This window comes from Mesorhizobium sp. M0626, assembly GCF_040320665.1.
GTDB lineage: Bacteria > Pseudomonadota > Alphaproteobacteria > Rhizobiales > Rhizobiaceae > Mesorhizobium.
Window position 1 is genome coordinate 255274 of record NZ_JAMYQD010000003.1, and the last position, 13541, is coordinate 268814.

General features: G+C 62.3%; 18 protein-coding genes. 8 read left to right on the forward strand and 10 right to left on the reverse strand.

All coding sequences use genetic code 11. The annotated features are described in order from the left end of the window. Positions 1 to 239: 239 nt before the first annotated feature. Complete coding sequence (locus NKI37_RS05070; RefSeq protein WP_352789440.1) at positions 240 to 740, forward strand: type III secretion system chaperone family protein; 501 nt, start codon at positions 240 to 242, stop codon at positions 738 to 740. 6 nt (positions 741 to 746) lie between these two features. Beyond that, positions 747 to 1106, forward strand: coding sequence for a tRNA-binding protein (locus NKI37_RS05075; protein ID WP_023672028.1), 360 nt, complete (start codon positions 747 to 749; stop codon positions 1104 to 1106). A 10-nt stretch (positions 1107 to 1116) separates the two neighbouring features. Here NKI37_RS05075 and NKI37_RS05080 read toward each other — a convergent pair whose 3' ends face one another. From NKI37_RS05080 to NKI37_RS05095, 4 genes are all read right to left on the reverse strand, one after another. Then, positions 1117 to 2139, reverse strand: coding sequence for a glycosyltransferase family 4 protein (locus NKI37_RS05080; protein ID WP_023683722.1), 1023 nt, complete (start codon positions 2137 to 2139; stop codon positions 1117 to 1119). Between the two features lie 223 nt (positions 2140 to 2362). Then, positions 2363 to 3778: an ATP-binding protein gene (locus tag NKI37_RS05085; protein ID WP_352521343.1), complete on the reverse strand. Its 1416-nt coding sequence runs from the start codon at positions 3776 to 3778 to the stop codon at positions 2363 to 2365. Between the two features lie 75 nt (positions 3779 to 3853). Beyond that, positions 3854 to 4573, reverse strand: coding sequence for a response regulator (locus NKI37_RS05090; protein WP_023744302.1), 720 nt, complete (start codon positions 4571 to 4573; stop codon positions 3854 to 3856). Then, a complete protein-coding gene (locus tag NKI37_RS05095) occupies positions 4560 to 5093 on the reverse strand; it encodes a MarR family winged helix-turn-helix transcriptional regulator (RefSeq protein ID WP_023683723.1) in 534 nt (177 codons plus the stop codon). Before NKI37_RS05095 ends, NKI37_RS05090 begins: the two co-directional genes overlap by 14 nt. Before the next feature lie 244 nt (positions 5094 to 5337). On the opposite strand from NKI37_RS05095, the gene NKI37_RS05100 reads away from it, so the two are divergent. The 3 genes from NKI37_RS05100 (at position 5338) to NKI37_RS05110 (ending at position 7561) form a co-directional block, all read left to right on the forward strand. Beyond that, the gene (locus tag NKI37_RS05100) at positions 5338 to 6231 is read left to right on the forward strand and encodes a branched-chain amino acid aminotransferase (protein ID WP_352789445.1); all 894 of its coding nucleotides are present in this window, start codon (positions 5338 to 5340) and stop codon (positions 6229 to 6231) included. Between the two features lie 145 nt (positions 6232 to 6376). Beyond that, a complete protein-coding gene (locus NKI37_RS05105) occupies positions 6377 to 6691 on the forward strand; it encodes a hypothetical protein (protein ID WP_023686110.1) in 315 nt (104 codons plus the stop codon). A 231-nt stretch (positions 6692 to 6922) separates the two neighbouring features. Continuing rightward, positions 6923 to 7561 (forward strand): MBL fold metallo-hydrolase, encoded by a 639-nt coding sequence (locus NKI37_RS05110; RefSeq protein ID WP_023683724.1) that lies wholly within the window; start codon positions 6923 to 6925, stop codon positions 7559 to 7561. A 67-nt stretch (positions 7562 to 7628) separates the two neighbouring features. Here NKI37_RS05110 and NKI37_RS05115 read toward each other — a convergent pair whose 3' ends face one another. The 3 genes from NKI37_RS05115 to NKI37_RS05125 all read right to left on the reverse strand — a co-directional run bounded on the left by NKI37_RS05115 (position 7629) and on the right by NKI37_RS05125 (position 9025). After that, positions 7629 to 8054, reverse strand: coding sequence for a BA14K family protein (locus NKI37_RS05115; RefSeq protein ID WP_023672020.1), 426 nt, complete (start codon positions 8052 to 8054; stop codon positions 7629 to 7631). Between the two features lie 193 nt (positions 8055 to 8247). Then, positions 8248 to 8460: a cold-shock protein gene (locus tag NKI37_RS05120; RefSeq protein WP_023672019.1), complete on the reverse strand. Its 213-nt coding sequence runs from the start codon at positions 8458 to 8460 to the stop codon at positions 8248 to 8250. A 352-nt stretch (positions 8461 to 8812) separates the two neighbouring features. After that, complete coding sequence (locus NKI37_RS05125) at positions 8813 to 9025, reverse strand: cold-shock protein (protein WP_006202520.1); 213 nt, start codon at positions 9023 to 9025, stop codon at positions 8813 to 8815. Positions 9026 to 9509: 484 nt separating this feature from the next. Here NKI37_RS05125 and NKI37_RS05130 point away from each other — a divergent pair, with 484 nt between their 5' ends. Further along, complete coding sequence (locus NKI37_RS05130; protein ID WP_352789447.1) at positions 9510 to 9932, forward strand: Kazal-type serine protease inhibitor domain-containing protein; 423 nt, start codon at positions 9510 to 9512, stop codon at positions 9930 to 9932. A gap of 554 nt (positions 9933 to 10486) precedes the next feature. On the opposite strand, the gene NKI37_RS05135 is transcribed toward NKI37_RS05130, so the two are convergent. The 3 genes from NKI37_RS05135 to NKI37_RS05145 are packed head-to-tail and all read right to left on the reverse strand — an operon-like array spanning position 10487 to position 11194. Continuing rightward, positions 10487 to 10624, reverse strand: a complete 138-nt coding sequence (locus tag NKI37_RS05135; protein WP_023695786.1) for a hypothetical protein — start codon at positions 10622 to 10624, stop codon at positions 10487 to 10489. A 37-nt stretch (positions 10625 to 10661) separates the two neighbouring features. Beyond that, complete coding sequence (locus NKI37_RS05140) at positions 10662 to 10928, reverse strand: hypothetical protein (protein WP_023814998.1); 267 nt, start codon at positions 10926 to 10928, stop codon at positions 10662 to 10664. Beyond that, on the reverse strand, positions 10925 to 11194 hold the full coding sequence (locus NKI37_RS05145) for a hypothetical protein (protein ID WP_023701590.1): 270 nt from the start codon (positions 11192 to 11194) through the stop codon (positions 10925 to 10927). The genes NKI37_RS05140 and NKI37_RS05145 overlap by 4 nt, the downstream gene beginning before the upstream one ends. A 321-nt stretch (positions 11195 to 11515) precedes the next feature. Between NKI37_RS05145 and NKI37_RS05150 the strand changes: the two genes are divergently transcribed. Both NKI37_RS05150 and NKI37_RS05155 read left to right on the forward strand, forming a co-directional pair. Then, positions 11516 to 11698, forward strand: a complete 183-nt coding sequence (locus NKI37_RS05150) for a hypothetical protein (RefSeq protein WP_023695784.1) — start codon at positions 11516 to 11518, stop codon at positions 11696 to 11698. A gap of 203 nt (positions 11699 to 11901) precedes the next feature. Continuing rightward, on the forward strand, positions 11902 to 13536 hold the full coding sequence (locus tag NKI37_RS05155; protein ID WP_023831415.1) for a tetratricopeptide repeat-containing sulfotransferase family protein: 1635 nt from the start codon (positions 11902 to 11904) through the stop codon (positions 13534 to 13536). Positions 13537 to 13541 lie beyond the last annotated feature (5 nt).

Here is a 13541-nt window from a genome sequence, read left to right on the forward strand (position 1 = left end):
TCTTTGTGACAGCGCCTTTCCACATGCTGATGACGCAGTGCGAAAAATTAGGCTGTTCACGCGACTCCCGATCAATAGACTGAATTTGTTGCATGATTCGGAGCAGGGTCATGCGGCCGGGCGGTGGGGTCCGGGGTCTTTGTGTCGTGAAGTCCTGGCCGTCCGAGTTCAAGACAAGATTGTTCGTCGTGTGTGCCCCGCGGAGCGTGTGGCGCTCCCCTGAACACAGGAAGCATTCCATGGAACTTCTCGAACTCGAATTCTCCCGCGACATCCATCCGGTGGATGTCATCGAGCAGGTCGCCCATAACAATGACTGGTCCTTCGAACGGGCCGGCGATGACGAAATCTCGATCTCGGTTGCCGGCAGCTGGACCGACTATCACGTCTCCTTCTCATGGATGGAGGATTTCGAGGCGCTGCATCTGGCCTGTGCTTTCGACATCAAGGTGCCGGAAGCCCGCGCGCTGGAAGTGATGCGGCTTTTGTCGCTGATCAACGAGCAGATGCTGTTTGGCCATTTCGATCTCTGGGAGCAGGAGGGCGCGATCATGTTTCGCCAGTCGCTGCTGCTCGCCGGCGGGGTCGAACCGTCGAGCCAGCAGGTCGAGGTGCTTTTGTCGTCGGCGCTTGAAGCCTGCGAGTGCTATTTCCAGGCCTTCCAGTTCGTTGTCTGGTCGGGAACCTCGGCCAAGGATGCGCTGGCCGGCGTCCTGTTCGAGACCTATGGCAACGCTTGAGCTTCCATGAGTTCGAGCAGCGCGCGCAAGCCCGAGATCAGCTTTGCCGATTTTGATCGTGTTGACATCCGTGCCGGCACGATCGTCGAGGCCGAGCCTTTCCCCGAGGCGCGCAAACCCGCCTTCAAGCTGAAGATCGATTTCGGCCCTGAGATCGGCGTGAAGAAATCCTCGGCACAGATCACGAAATACTATGCGCCGGAAACGCTGGTGGGACGGCAGGTGTTTGCGGTGGTGAATTTCCCGCCGCGCCAGATCGGTCCGTTCATGTCGGAAGTGCTCACGCTCGGCTTCCCTGATGAGGAAGGCGCCGTGGTCCTTGGCGCCATCGAGCGCAAGGTGCCGGACGGCGGCAGGTTGTTTTAGGAAGATTGCGTCAGGCGGCCAGCTTGCGCCTTGTGCTCAGCGCCTCTTCGACCGTGTCCATGAACATTTCGGCGCAGGCTTTCCAGCTGTAGCGCATGGCGCGTTCGCGCGCCTCGGCGCGGTCGACATTGAGCGCTGCGAGCGAGGCCTCGCGCAGATCGGTCGACACCGCGCCGCCGATGCCGTCGCCGACAATGTCGATCGGTCCGGTGACCGGATAGGCGGCCACCGGCGTGCCGCTGGCCAGCGCCTCGATGATCACGTTGCCGAACGTGTCGGTGCGGCTGGGGAAAACGAAAACATCAGCCGAGGCGTAGATCTCGGCCAGCTCATCGTTCGGGCGATGGCCGAGGAAGTGCGCCTGCGGGTACTTCGCCCTGAGCCTGGCCAGTTCCGGTCCTTCGCCGACGATCACCTTGCTGCCGGGCAGGTCGAGATCGAGGAAGGCGCTCAGGTTCTTCTCGATGGCGACGCGGCCGACGCACAGGAATACCGGGCCGGGAAAGCCGAGGTCCTTCTTCTTGTCCGGGCGGAAGTGATCGGTGTCGACGCCCCGCGTCCACGGCCTGAGCTTGGTGAAGCCTCGCGACGCAAGGTCCTCCGCCAGCGACTGGGTGGCGACCAGCGTGCCTTGTCCGGAATTGTGGAAATCACGCAGCCAGCGATAGGCCCAGCTCTCCGGCACCGGCAGGCGGGCGCTGAGATATTCGGGAAAGCGGGTGTGATAGCTGGTGGTGAAGGGACGGCCGGCATTGCGGCAATAGCGCCGCGCCATGATGCCGAGCGGGCCTTCGGTGACGATATGGATATGGTCGGCCTTGCGAGCCTCGATCAGCCGCGCGACATGACCGGGCGTGGTCAGCGCCAGCCTGATGTCGGGGTAGGTCGGCAACGGCAAGGTGCGAAAGATATTCGGGGTCAGGAAGTCGACCGCAACGTCGAAGGTTTTCAGCGTTTCGGTGAGCCGCTCCAGCGTGTGGACGACGCCGTTGACTTGCGGCCGCCAGGCGTCGGTGACCATCAGGATGCGCATGGCGGTCCTTTGCTCGGGTCGACGGTTGCCTTGATGCGATAGCGGTACGGCCCGGCTGCCCTCGCTTCGCTCCACCGCACCCGGGCAGGCACGAGGTCGAAGTAAGGCGGCTGAGCCGAATCAACTGAGGTCGCGCGCTTCATGCGCGCTCTTGACCATGGTTTCATGACGGGCGGATGAAGGTGGTTTGGGCTGAACCCGCCTTCCCGGTATCATGCCCCGGTCAGGCGGGCACCTTGATCACGGCGCGCAGGCCGCCGAGCGGGCTGTCTTCCAGCGTGATGTCGCCGCCATGGCTGCGGGCGATGTCGCGGGCGATGGAGAGGCCAAGGCCGGTGCCGCTGGCGTCGAGGTTGCGCGCTTCGTCGAGCCGCACGAACGGTTTGAACACGTCCTCGCGCTTTTCCAGCGGAATGCCCGGACCGTCATCGTCGATGGTGACGACGAGCGAGCCGCGGCCGTGATCGGCGCTGATCTCCACCGTCTTGGCATAGCGCAAGGCATTGCCGGCGACATTGGACAACAGCCGGGCGAAAGCGTGCGGGCGCACATGCACGTCCGGATCACCGGCGAGCACGGTCGATAGCTTGCGCTTGTGCAGCGACGCCTCCTCGCCGAGCTTTTGGAAATAGGCCTCGAGATCGAAATGGCCGGCATCTTCCGACGCTTCGCCGCGGGCAAAGGCGATATAGCCTTCCAGCATCGACTGCATGTCGTCGATGTCCTGGTTGAGCGCGGCCTTGGTCTCGGGCTTGCCGCCGGCCAGCGCCAGCTGCAGCTTGAAGCGGGTGAGGATGGTTCTGAGATCGTGGCTGACGCCGGTGAGCATGGCGGTGCGCTGTTCCAGCTGGCGTTCGATGCGCTCGCGCATCTGGATGAAGGCAAAGCCGGCCCGGCGAACCTCCTCGGCGCCGCGTGGGCGGAAATCGCGCGGCATCGGCCGGCCCTTGCCGAAGCTTTCGGCGGCCTCGGCCAGAGACAGGATCGGCCGGATCTGGTTGCGAAGGAAGGGGATGGCGATCGTCAGCAGCACCAGCGACGTCCCGACCATCCAGATCAGGAAGATGTGGGTGTTGGAGGCATAGGCCTGGCTGCGGCGCACGAAGACGCGCAGCACCTTGCCCTCGAGCTGGATGCGAACCTCGACGATGTTGGAATTGCCGACCGTGTCGATCCAGAACGGGCGGTTGATCTGGCGGGTGATCTCGGTGGAAAGGACGTCGTCAAGGATCGAGAAGAAGGGCTTGGGTCCAGGCGCGGGCAACGGGTCGGGCGGCAAGAGGTCGACCTTCAACTGCATGCGGTCCTGGGCGATGCGGATGATGTTCGCGTAGTCGCCATCGTGCGGATAGGTCTCGATCATGTCGATGATCGCGGCGATGTCGCGCACGGTGGCCTGCGACAGGCGCTGCGTCACGGTTGCCCAGTGGCGTTCCATGAAGTCGAAGGCGACGACCGACTGCAGAAGGATCATCGGCGCGATGACGATGATCAGCGAGCGGGCATAAAGCCGCTTGGGCATATAGAACGCAACCAGCCGCCAGAACCGCTTCCAGGCACGCGGCATTGCTTTCAGCGCGCGTGATACGCGCGCGCCAAAGCCGCCCTGTTCCGGCCGTTCCAGTTGCGTGGTCGCCATTTGTCCTTTCGCTGGGTCAATGGCCGCTGGTCGATGGCCACACATCTATGGCCAAGGGCGGCCGTCAGCGGCATTCTATTCCACGCTGAGCCGATACCCAATACCGCGCACCGTCTGCAGCCAGACCGGATTGGACGGATCGCGCTCGATCTTGCGGCGCAGCCGGTTGATCTGAACGTCGATGGTGCGCTCGCCGACTTCCGAATCGTCGCCGACAAGTTCATGGCGCGGGATCGTTTCGCCGGCCCGCGCGGCAAAGATCGCCAGGATCTCCTGCTCGCGGTCGGTCAGCTTCAGCGCCTCGCCGCCCCGCTTCAGCTCGCGCCTGGCGATCTGGAAGGTGTAGGGGCCGAAGACCAGCTGCTCGACCTTGGGCGTCGTCGCCGGGCCGCCGCGGCGCAGGATGTTGTTGATGCGCAGGATCAGTTCGCGCGGGTCGAAGGGCTTGGGCAGATAGTCGTCGGCGCCGGCCTCGAGCCCGGTGATGCGGCTGTCGGTTTCCGATAGCGCGGTGAGCATCAGGATCGGCACGTTCTTCTCCGCCCGCAGCGCCTTGGTGAGGTCGACGCCGGTCTCTCCGGGCATCATGACGTCGAGGACAAGGAGGTCGAAGTCGAGTCCGGCGAGCTTGCGCCTGGCCTCGCCGGCATTTCCGGCGACAGTGACGCGAAAGCCATTTTCGGTCAGATACTGCTTGAGCAAATTGCGGATGCGGGTGTCGTCGTCGACCACAAGCAGATGCGGCGCGTCATCGTCCGGCGCCGCCGGCTGGTCAACCCTCTCAATGGTCTCCATGGCTTTTCCCTGACATGTTTGCAGGCACAATGTCGATCTGCGCCCTTAGTTCCGGATTGACCATGGCTTCCAGGAATCGTTCGATCAAGGGACGCTCGCTGGCTCCGGAATCTTCCAATGCAGCACGGATGCGGCGTGACTGTGGCCGCGCCAGGGCCAGCGCCAGGGCGCGGCCCTTGGCTGTCGGATAGAGCTCCCGCTGGCGGCGGTCGCGCGGACCCTGCAATTGGACGATATGGTCGGTGTCGATCAGCTGCTTGAGCACCCGCGCCAGGCTCTGCTTGGTGATCTTGAGCACGTCGAGCAGTTCGGCGACCGTCAGTCCCGGCCGGCGGTTGACGAAATGCAGCACACGGTGATGAGCGCGGCCAAAGCCGTAATCGGCCAGGATCTGGTCCGGATCGGAAGTGAAATCGCGATACGCAAAGAAGAACAGTTCGATGATGGCGAAGTCGATGCCATCCTCGTCGGTGATCGGCGTCTTGATCGGTTTTCCGGCAGCTGGGCTTCGGTCCGTCATCATTTCTCCGTCCATAGAGGCAAATATGTCAGTACTATTGACGTAATTCCCCTGCAATGGTAACTTTTTGGCAAGCTTTTGGGCGGATTGCGAACGAAAAGGGAAGGGAGTGCGGTTTTTCCGGAACTTCCTGAGTTTGCCAGAGTTCGATTCTCCGCTTACGCTTCAAGGGCCGCCCGACGCGGCTGTCGCGCAACAAGAACAACACCAATGATATGCGGGTCGCCGCCCGCGGGAGGTTTCCATGGCATCCGTTCCCTTCGACCAACTGGACGGCTTCATCTGGATCAACGGCGAGTTCGTCAAATGGGCCGACGCCAAGATCCACGTGCTGACCCACGGCCTGCACTATGCCAGCGCCGTCTTCGAGGGCGAGCGCGCCTATGGCGGCGCCATCTTCAAGCTCAACGAGCACACCGAGCGCCTGCATGAATCGGCGCGCCTGCTCGGCTTCAATATTCCCTATTCCGTGGCCGAGCTCAATGACGCCTCGACCACCCTTCTGAAGAAGCAGGGGTTCCAGGACGCCTATGTCAGGCCGATCGCCTGGCGCGGCAGCGAACAGATGGGCGTGTCGGCGCAGAACAGCCGCATCAACTGCGCCATCGCCATCTGGCAATGGCCGAGCTATTTCGACCCGGCGCAGAAGCTCAAGGGCATCCGTCTCGATCTGGCGGAATGGCGCCGGCCCGATCCGCGTACCGCGCCGTCGAAGTCGAAAGCCGCCGGCCTCTACATGATCTGCACCATGTCCAAGCATGCCGCCGAGGCCAAGGGCTATGCCGATGCCATGATGCTCGACTGGCGCGGCCAGGTCGCCGAAGCAACGGGCGCCAACATCTTCTTCGTCAAGGATGGCAAGATCCACACGCCGAAGCCCGATTGCTTCCTCGACGGCATCACCCGCCGCACCGTCATCGGCCTCGCCAAGGACCGCGGCCTTGAAGTCGTCGAGCGCGCCATCATGCCTGAGGAACTCGAAGGCTTCGAACAGTGCTTCCTCACCGGAACGGCAGCGGAAGTGACGCCGGTCTCCGAGATCGGTCCGTACCGATTCGAGGTCGGCGAGATCGCCAAGACTTTGATGAACGACTATTCTGCTGCGGTGCAACCTAAGCATTCGATAGCCGCAGAATAACGGAAGTCACAGCTTTTTTCGCAAGCAGGGGCGGTTTTGAGGCCCGCCCCTTTATTTCAGCATCTGTGCATTTGACTTTCGTATAATTCAGCGTCTCATGATGGTGTCGGCCCGGGAGGCTGGCAGCTATGGAGGGACTAGGTACATGGATACGAATACGCTCATTGCGCTCGTTGTACAGGTAATTGCAGGTGTTGTCGGTGGTCAGGCGGTCGGCGTTGCGCTGAAGAATGCGGCGATGGGCCAGCTGACCAAAATCATCGGTGGCGCCGTTGGCGGCGTCGGCGGCGCGGCGATCCTCGGCAGCCTGCTCGGCGGCACGGCCGACCCGGCAGCGGCTGCCACGGCAGCGGGCGGATTGGGCGATACGCTGAACCTCAAAAACCTGCTCGGCGGCGCCGGCGGCGGCGCCATCCTGACCGGCATCATCGGTGCGGTCATGGGCGCGATGAAGAAGTAAGCCAACTAGATCATTCACCGTTTCACGGCGAATGATCTAGTTTGTTGTTTTACGCAATTCCGGACGGAAAACCGCTTTACACTTTTCCTGGAATTGCTTGAGACTGAGGCTTCGTCAAATGGGCGGCTGTTGGGCCGCCCATTTCTGTTTCAGGACGGACTGTTTGCCTTTCAGCAGTGGACGGCCTTCGCCCGTGCCTCTACATCACGCTGGAACAGCGAAAGGACAATCATGGGTCAGCTCAATGCCGGCATCGTGCCGGTCACGCCTTTCCAGCAGAACTGCACCATCCTGTTCGACATGGATGACAAGCATGGCGTCGTCGTCGATCCGGGCGGCGACATCGACAAGGTGCTGGCGGTGCTGAAGGACAATGCGATCACCGCCGCTGCGATCTGGATCACCCATGGCCACATCGATCACGCCGGCGGCGCCATGGAGCTGAAGGAAGCACTCGGCATCGAGATCATCGGCCCGCACGAAGCCGACAAGCTATTGCTCGACAATCTTGAGAACCAGGGCCAGCGCTACGGCATTGCCGGGGCGCGCAACTGCGTGCCCGACCGGTTTCTCGCAGAGGGCGAGACGGTTTCGTTCGGCTCACATATGTTCGAGGTGCTGCACTGCCCCGGCCATGCGCCCGGCCATGTCGTATACTACAATCGCGCGGCGAAGTTCGCTCATGTCGGCGACGTGCTGTTTCGCGGCTCGGTCGGGCGCACCGACCTGCCGGGCGGCGACCATGCGGCGCTGATCGCCTCGATCAAGGACAAGCTTTTGCCGCTCGGTGACGAGATCGGCTTCATCTGCGGCCACGGCCCGGGTGGCCGCTTTGGCGAGGAAAGGCGGACCAATCCCTTCCTGACTTAGCGATGTCTTTCTGCCAAGAAAAAAAGCGCTGGCCTTGCGGTCAGCGCTTTTTGTGGGACAGGGAAGCTCAATTCGCGACGCAGAAATGCTGCTCACCGTCATTGCCGGTGAACGTGCCGCTGCGGGCATTGAAGCTCCGGTAGCGGTCCGAGCAGTATTCGTACCAGTCGCGGGTCCACGGCTCGGCATAGCGGTCGGCATAGACGACCCGCGGTTCGGCATAGTAACGGCGCACCGGCGCCGGCCGCACTTCGCGGTAGTCGTAATCGTCGTCATAGCTGCTGTAGCGCGGCTGCGGGTTGCTCAGCGCACCGGCGATCAGAGCGCCGGCCGCAAGGCCGACGACACCGGCCGCAAGCGCGTCGCCATTATGATGACGACCATGGCCATGATGCCAGCGGTTCCAGTCCTTGGCATTGGCGGCAGGCAAGGTGGCGAGGGTGGTCGCGGCGAGAGCGGCGCCCAGGATGGCGGTCTTGAAAATGCGATTCATTTTGGTCTCCTTCGTGCCGGCCCGGATAGTTTTCGGGGATGCGGTCCAGCCTAGGGGACGATTAATAGGAAGACCGTGGCTGAACGGGGGCTGAACGGAATTGGCTGATACGATCCAGTTCTTGCGGCAAAACCAAGCGCGTACGCAAGGCGCTCCGCCTCGTCAATCTCCGTCCGGACTGTCTTGAGCCGGCTTAGCCGACCGACAGGTTGACGGCCTTCGGACCCTTGCCGCGCTTGTCCGGCTCGGTGTCGAATGTCACTTTCTGTCCATCCTCCAGACCGGAAAGACCCGAAGCCTGCACGGCCGAAATATGAACGAAGACATCCTTCTGCCCGTCGTCGGGTGTAATGAAGCCGAAGCCTTTGGCATGATTGAAGAATTTGACGGTGCCGGTCTGCGGCATGGGAAGCTCCCTTTGATCCCATAAAGTCCAGTTTCGGGCCGGCAAATGCCCGAAGGGAAATTTGTCCTTTATTTTAGCGCTATCGGCAAGAGAAAGTTTTGGCCAGGGCGGCAACGCTGAAGGCTGGTCAAATAGATTGTTGCACCGAAGGCAATTCGCGCCAGACGATTGCTCCGGCGATCAGCCACGGCATTGACCGGTAAAGCGTCCTTTGCCTGCGGCGACGGCGGACATGAAAAAGGCGCAACGGGAAACGTCGCGCCTTCGAAACTCTGGACGGCTGACAACGCCGGTTCAAGCACGCTTGAGGTGCTTTTTCGAGCGCCCTGACGGGCGCGCGGGCACCGCCGGTTCAGGCCGCGCGGAGGTTGACGGCCTTCGGACCCTTGCCCATGCGGTCGGGTTCAACGTCGAAGGTGACCTTCTGGCCGTCGACGAGGGTACGCAGGCCCGAGGCCTCGATCGCGGAAATGTGGACGAACACATCCTTGGCGCCGCCGTCGGGCGTGATGAAGCCGAAGCCTTTGGTCGCGTTGAAGAATTTAACGGTGCCGGTCTGGGCCATTGGGGAAACTCCTTCACCCGTGTCAGTCTTATGGTTTGCCCGCCGCCTGGCATCGTGGGCAAGTCCCGGTGGTTGCTTCGGCAGTCCTGCATTTGCGCATGGTAAAACCCCCCGCCGAAAACGGGGCCGTCAGAGATTCACAGTATCGGGGAAAGGTCGTCCAAAACGTTCCGCTCTCCGGGTCGCAAATGCCCGAACACAAAATTTATCGCACGGAAACGTGATAGTTGCAAGATAGCGCCGCGGGCCGCGTCCATCGACGCATCCCAACGAAGGCGCTTCGATAAACCTGGGTTCTTAAGAGTTCATCAGCCAGAGCCCGGCCACGCATGGTCCAGCGGTCTGGTCCAGGGCCAAAGCAATGCGCGGGCCGGGCATCGCATGGCTCCCGCGCCGCAAACGGGGGTTGCATTTGGCAAGGGAATGGCGAGGATCGACAGGCGCGTTTTGCGCCGGGGACGGGGGTCTCGAGGGAGGCATATTCATGAGATTTCTTGCGACGATCTTCTCGCGCCAGGGTTTTATTATTCTCTTCCTGTCGGGTCTTCTTGCGGCCTGCACCGTCGTCGTCGATGACGGGCCGGGACCACGTCCGCGCCCGCCACGGCCGGAACCGGAATTCTGCACCAGGCAGTACGAGCCGGTCTGCGCGCGGCGCGGCGGTGACCGCCAGACCTTCGCCAATGCCTGCCTTGCCGAACGGGAAGGCTACCGCATCGTTCGCGACGGCCCTTGCCGCGACGGCGGTGGTGGCGGTGGTGGCGGTGGTGGCGGCGAAGAGCCGACATTCTGCACGCGCGAATACGCCCCGGTCTGCGCCCGCCGCCATGGCGAGCTGCGCACCTTTCCCAACGCCTGCGAGGCCCGTGCCGCCGACTACCATGTCGTCGAGGACGGCCCCTGCTGATTTTCCTTCTCCCCTGTCGGGTGAGTCCGCCGGAGGCGAATTCACCGTCCCACTGGCACGATAAAAAAGGCGGCGAATGCCGGGACCCTGCGAAGCAGCGGGGACCGGGCGGGTGGACCGGACCACCCTTGGTCCTTCGCAGGCTCAGGGCGTTCGAAACTCGAAAAGCCAACAATTGGCTTTTCGTCTGCTGCGCGGACCGCTTCTCACCCCCAAGGGAGAAGGCAAGGTCGCGGATCGGAGTGGTTGCCTACGCCGAATACGCCCCGTCGGCCGGGCCGGCATAAAGCTCTGCGCCGTCCTCGTCGCAAATGCGCAGACGGTCGGGGATCTGCGGCATGGCGAGGCTGTGGAACAGCGCGGTGGCGCCCTGCAGGGCGGCGCGCAGGTTCGGCGCGTCCAGCGATACCTTGTCGAGCGTGGCTTCGTAGACGTCGCGCGAGCGGCTCGACGAAGAACGTCAAGCAAGCCTCCGTTGCAGAGTTTTGCGCGAGATCGTCAGTCCGAGATCGTCAGTCCATTGCCGGCAGGTGCGCCAGGCGCGCCCTGCCTGGTCAGCCCTTCGACTTCGGCTTCAGGCTGCTCTCTGCCTGCTTGACCGAGGAACCGAACGGGGAGGCGGCCTTGGCCACCACCTTGTCTTTCCTGGGCTTGCGCGTTTCGCGATTGCTGCGCTGCTGACCCTTGGCCATCTGTCTGCTCCTTCGTACGTGCTGGGTGGGTGCGGTGTCAGACGGCCGGGCTGTCGGGGACAGCCGGGGCGTCCGCCACTTCGAGGTTGTCTTCCGTGGTGACCCGCTCATAGGTCTCCTCCTCGCTGCGGATGCGATATTGCGGCGAGCCATCCTTGACCGGCAATCTGCTCTTGATCTGAAACAGCTCGGCGGTCTGCTGGGCGAGCCCGCTGCGGCTCTTCATGCGCACGGTCTGGCCGATGGCGAAAAGGTGCGAGGGCGTGTCGGTGCGCGGACGCGCATTCTGCTGGAAGCGGATCATGCTGCGTTCTCCTGGTCGCGCCTCAGCGCTGTTTCGAGTTCGAGGTAGTCGATGGCGACAAGCTGGCTGGTGGCCGGGTTCTTCACCGCCCTTGCCGGCAAGTGGATGAAGGTGGCGACGCGACGCCAGGCAAGCCGCGACATGCCCTCGATCAGCTCTTCGTCGTGATCGATGTCATAGTCGCCGGCCGGCAGTTGCCCTTCCAGCCCGCTAAGCACGAAGGGTGCCGCGAAATGGGCGATGGAACGGGTGGTGCGATCCGGCATTGGCTTGGCTCTGGTTCGTCGATGCTTTCCGGCATCAACCGGGAACTCAACCATCGGCGATTGGAATGAGTTTGGCGGGTCGAGTATCTCCGACGCCGCTATATGCCAAGCTTGGCCCAAAAAACGATCTCAGACCAATAATCCGAAATTGCTGATTATTCAAGCTGATTTCCGCCACGGCTCGGCCGATATAAAAAATTTCTCGTATAAACCTCTAATAAATCTGCTATCCTGGAACAATATCAGCCAGTTTCTTATTTAGAGAGCATCGGAATAATTATTCCAGTGCCTAAGATTATTTTTTACGAAAGGGCAAAATATATGAGAATCATGAAAACGCCGGATCGTCCGACCGCAACAATCGAGCCAATCGTCCTCTTCCCCAAGGCAATGTCAGTGCGCCTGACGATAAGAAGCGACGAAGCGGCACGGCGCAAGATTGCCGACACCGACGGCACGCAGCGGCGGGAGCGCCGGCTCGCCGAAAGCAACCGGTTGATTTGACCGGGCTGCGCTGCTTTGGGTTCAACCGCAGCAACACCTTGTCCGGACCGAAGAGGATATCCGGCGGCACCCTTGAATCTGTCTCTTCCATGCCTTAGGTCCGGCAAGCGGACAAACACGGCAGGTTTCCCATCAACAGAGATCAGAGAAGAGCGGCGGGTGCTGGAGCTGGCGGACAGCCGCCGCTGGGCCTCGACCAATATGTGCAGCAGGCGCTGCAGCTGCATCAGGGCGGGCGCCGGCAGGAGGCCGAGACGCTGTACCGGCAGGTGCTGGCGCGCAAGGCCAATCACCCGGCAGCGGCGCATTTCCTGGGCCTGCTGCTGCACCAGACCGGGCGCAGCCCCGAAGGGCTGGAGCTGATCGAGCAGTCTGTGCGTCTGCAGCCGAAGAATCCCGATTTCCTCAACAATCTCGGCACGGTGATGCGCGATCTCGGCCGCGTTGCCGCGTCCGCCGATTTCTTCCGCGGCGCGGTCGATCTCAAGCCCGACCAGCTCGCGGCACGCGACAATCTGGGTTCGGCGTTGAAACAGCTCGGCCAGTTCGAGGCTGCGGAGGACATCTATCGCGGCACAATCGGGCGCAATCCCTTCCATGTCCGCGCCCGCATCGGGCTTGCCGAAACGTTGCAGGAAGCCGGTCGTCTGGATGAGGCGCTGGCGACCTTTCGCGAGGCGCTGACGATCCGGCCCAAGGATGCCGACCTGTTGCATGGGCTCGGCGTCGGGCTGATGGAAAAAGGCAAGCTCGATGAAGCGGCAGACCTGTTTCGGCAGGCGTTGGCGATCACGCCAGGCATGGCAAAGGCCTGGCTGATGCTGACGCAGGTCAAGCGCCAGAAGGAGCGCGACGCCGAACTCGCCGGCATGGAGGCCCAGCATGCCAAGGCGCCGGCCGACAGCCTGGCACGCATGCAGCTGTCCTTCGGTCTCGGCAAGGCCAATGACGATTTGAAGGACTATAACAGGGCCTTCGACTATTTCGCTGAAGGCAATGCGATCCGCCGCAAGGGCATCGATTATGATCCGGTCAGGACGCGGGCCGAATTCGAGGCGATGAAGACGGTGTTCAACGCCGGCTTTTTCGAAAAGCACAAGCCAAGTGCAATCTCCGACGACACGCCGATTTTCGTCGTCGGCATGCCGCGCTCCGGCACCACGCTGGTCGAACAGATCATCGCCAGCCATCCACAAGTCTATGGCGCGGGCGAGCTCAGCATGTTGAAAACCGCGGTCGGCAAGCAATTTCCGCTGACCATGCCGGGAGGTTTCCCCTGGGGACTGGTCGATGTATCCGACGCGGAGTTTGCGGAGGCGGGCCAAGCCTATCTCGACATGCTGCATGAGCGCTATCCCAACTTCAGGCATGTCACCGACAAGATGCCCGGCAACTTCCTGCTCATCGGCTTCATCCATATGATGCTGCCGAAAGCCAAGATCATCCATTGCGCGCGCGATGCGGCGGCGACCTGCCTTTCGATCTACAAGGTGCATTTCCGCGGCGACAACCACCGCTACGGCTATGATCTGGGCGAGCTCGCCGATTTCCACAACATCTACACCGACATCATGGCGCATTGGCACGATGTTCTGCCGGGCGTCGTCCATGACGTGCGTTACGAGGATTTCGTGGCCGACCAGGAGGGACAGACGCGGGCGCTGATCGGGCATCTCGGCCTCTCCTGGGACGACAAGGCGCTGTCGTTCCACGAGACCGACCGCCCGGTGCGCACGGCCTCGGCCGCGCAGGTGCGCCAGCCGATGTATCAGGGCTCGGTCGATCTCTGGAAGCGCTATGGCGCCAGGTTGAAGCCGCTGCTGGACAAGCTGGACTGAGCAGC